The 3,379-nt window shown below is 69.7% G+C and carries 3 protein-coding genes; all 3 read left to right on the forward strand.

Translation table 11 applies throughout. From position 1 onward, the window contains the following. Nucleotides 1-222 precede the first annotated feature (222 nt). Nucleotides 223-1,056 carry a glycerophosphodiester phosphodiesterase gene (locus tag HY726_02705; protein MBI4607904.1) on the forward strand — a complete coding sequence of 278 codons (834 nt, stop codon included), beginning with the start codon at nucleotides 223-225 and terminating at the stop codon, nucleotides 1,054-1,056. After that, on the forward strand, nucleotides 1,053-2,558 hold the full coding sequence (gene glpK, locus HY726_02710) for a glycerol kinase GlpK (GenBank protein MBI4607905.1): 1,506 nt from the start codon (nucleotides 1,053-1,055) through the stop codon (nucleotides 2,556-2,558). The genes HY726_02705 and glpK overlap by 4 nt, the downstream gene beginning before the upstream one ends. Nucleotides 2,559-2,610: 52 nt before the next feature. After that, nucleotides 2,611-3,379 (forward strand): extracellular solute-binding protein (locus tag HY726_02715; GenBank protein MBI4607906.1); only part of this gene is annotated, 769 nt, incomplete at its 3' end.

Below are 3,379 nucleotides of genomic sequence, written 5' to 3' on the forward strand. Positions count from 1 at the left end.
GGCCTGATCGAGAGCGAGAAGTGAGAGACCAGGGCGTTCCGGCCACTGGCGTGCGGCTGATCGAGCGCAGGCTTAGCCTGCGCAATCGACTCGGCCCTCGCGCCCCGGGTGGCCCGCCGCACGGCATGGCCGAACCCGCCCCGCTCGAACAACAACGGGGGGCGGAGCCCCCCGCCGAGGGGAGCGCTGGTTCGTCAAGGGCCTGATCGAGAGCGAGAAGTGATGGGCCTTGCGCTCGTCTTCGGGGTCGTGGGAGGCCTCGCCCTCTTGGCCGTCCTGGGCGGCCCTGCGGACCCGCGCTCGGGTCGCGCGCTGGTGGCCGCCCACCGCGGCGGGGGGCTCCTCTGGCCCGAGAACAGCCTCCTCGCCTTCAAGAACGCGATCGCCCTCGGCGCCGACCTCCTGGAGCTGGACGTCCATCTGAGCAAGGACGGGGAGCTCGTGGTGATCCATGACCCCACGCTCGAGCGGACCACGACAGGGACGGGTGCTGTACGGGACCGGACCCTCGGCGAGCTCCGATCCCTCCGCCTCAAGGACAAGGACGGGAAAGTCATGGACGAGCCCATCCCGACGCTGGGGGAGGTGCTGGAGCTCGCCGCGCTGGCGAGGCTCCAGCTCCTGGTGGACATCAAGGCGGACCACCGGCGCGAGCGCTATCCCGGCATCGAGGAGAAGGTTCTCGCGATTCTCGACCGTTATCACGCGATCCCACGCTCGATCGTGATGGCCTTCGAGCAGGCCACGGTCCGCCGGGTGCGCGAGCTGAGGCCGGAGGTCAGGGCCGGGGCCCTCTACTCGCCGGCGAGGCTGGCGATGGCGGGCTCCAGCATCGACCGAGAGCTCGCGGCGCTGCCCGGGATGGGCGTCCACTTCGTCGGCCTCCACCAGGAGCTTGTCACCGAAGAAATCGCCAACCAGGTCAAGCAGGCGGGGCTTAGTTTCGGGGTCTGGACCGTCAACGAGGCGGACGCCATGCGGCGCTTCCTCGCCCTCGGGGCCGACATCCTGATCACCGACCGGCCCGACCTGGCCCGGGAGCTGCTCAAGCGATGACGGCGCGGCGCTACGTGCTGGCGCTGGATCAGGGGACGACGGGCTCCACCGCCCTGGTGGTGGACGCTGAAGGGCAGGTGAGGGGCCGGGGCTATGCGGAGCTTCCCCAGTACTTCCCCGAGCCCGGCTGGGTGGAGCACGATCCCGAGGAGATCTGGGCGACCACCGAGGCTGCCGGCCGCCAGGCGCTGAGCGCTGCGGGCATCACGGGCGCGGAGGTGGCGGCCATCGGGATCACGAACCAGCGGGAGACGACGATCCTCTGGGACCGCCGGAGCGGCCGTCCGGTCCATCGGGCGATTGTCTGGCAGTGCCGGCGTACCGCCCCCCTCTGCGAGCGGCTCCGGGCCGACGGCCTCGAGCCCATGGTCCGCGAGCGAACGGGGCTGGTTCTCGATGCGTACTTCTCAGGGACGAAGATCCGCTGGCTCCTCGACCGCGTGCCCGATGCCCGTCAAGCTGCGGAGCGGGGCCAGCTCGCCTTCGGGACGGTGGACAGCTGGCTCATCTGGAAGCTCTCCGGACACCGCGTTCACGCCACCGACCCGTCAAACGCCTCCCGGACGCTCTGCTTCGACATCCACCGGCTCGCGTGGGATCCGGAGCTGGCGGCGCCGCTCGGCCTGCCGCCCTCGATTTTTCCAGAAGTCAGGCCGTCCGCCGGTCCGGCGGGGGAGACCACGAACCTCGGGTGGCTGCCCGCCGGGATCCCGCTGGCGGGGATCGCCGGCGACCAGCAGGCCGCGCTCTTCGGCCAGACCTGTTTCGAGCCGGGGATGGCCAAGAACACGTACGGCACCGGCTGCTTTGCCCTTCTGAACACCGGCACGGTCCCCGTGCCCTCCACCCGTGGCCTCCTCACCACCGTGGCCTGGCAGCTCGACGGGGAGACGACTTACGCGCTTGAAGGCTCGGTGTTCATCGCGGGCGCCGCGCTTCAATGGCTCAGGGACGGGCTCGCGGTCATCTCTCAGGCGGCGGAGAGCCAGAAGCTGGCCGAGTCGGTGGAGGACACGGGCGGCGTCTACTTTGTGCCGGCGTTCGTAGGGCTCGGCGCGCCGTACTGGGATATGTACGCGCGGGGGACGATCGTGGGGCTGACCCGCGGGACCGGTAGGGCCCATCTGGTCCGCGCGGCCCTGGAGGCGATCGCCTATCAGAGCCGGGACGTCCTCGACACCATGGCCGGAGAGTTCGGGGTGCCGCTCACCTCGCTCCGCGTGGATGGCGGGGCCGCGGCCAACGACTTCCTGTGCCAGTTCCAGGCTGACATCCTGGGCGTGGAGGTACTCCGCCCCGCCATCACCGAGACGACAGGGCTCGGAGCAGCCTATCTCGCCGGGCTCGGTGTGGGCTTCTGGCCATCGGCAGCGGCCCTGGCGAAGCTCTGGCGTCTCGATCGCCGCTTTGAGTCGAGGATGAACGATGCGCGCCGCCACGCCGTCTGGGACGGCTGGCGGAGAGCCGTGGAGCGGGCCCGGGGCTGGGCCCAAGCTGGCTGATAACCGCGGCGAGAGCCTCCGAACGATGAGAGACCAAGAGAGGAGAACGACGATGCGATCGAGCAGACGTGTGTGGCGTTACGTGCTGGCTGGAGTGGCCGTCTTCGCGGCAGTTCTGGCGCTGCCGCCACAAGTCGTCGCCCAGGCCCCGATCGAGGACGCCCTGGTCCTCCAGACCCCGGTATCCAAGTTCATCACCGACGCAGCGCTCAAAGCCTTTGCCGAGTATGCCAAGGAGCGCTGGGGCGTGACGGTGAAGGTGAGCGCGCTCCACGCCGGGACGCCGGTCTCCTACGGCCGGATCGTGGAGTGGAAGGGCCGGCCCGAGGCTGACATCTTCTGGGGCGGCGAGTCGGCGCTCTTCGACGACCTGGCGGAGAAGAAGCTCCTAGTCAAGCTCGACCTCTCGAAGGAGGCCTGCGAGTCGATCCCGCCGTCCATCGGCAAGCCCAAGCCCATCTTCCTGAAGGACCCGAAGGGATTCTGGGTCGGAACCGCGCTCGAGCCCTACGGCCTGGTCTACCATCCGAGGCTCCTGGCCCGCCTGGGAGTGCCGCCTCCCAAGGACTGGGAGGACCTCCTCCACCCCAAGCTCAAGGGGAACGTGGCCCAGTGCGCCCCGACCCGGTCGTCCTCTTCCCATGCCACCTACGAGGTGATCCTCCAGGGGCAGGGGTATGAGAAAGGCTGGGAGTGGCTCCGGAAGCTCGCCGCCTACTCCGGCATCTTCACCGCCCGGAGCCGGGACGTGCCGTCGGTCGTGGCCAAGGGCGAGTTCGCCGCAGGCTTCGCCGTGCCGAGCTACATGGCCTTCGAGGAGA

The sequence above is a fragment of the Candidatus Rokuibacteriota bacterium genome (genome assembly GCA_016209385.1).
Classification (GTDB): domain Bacteria; phylum Methylomirabilota; class Methylomirabilia; order Rokubacteriales; family CSP1-6; genus JACQWB01.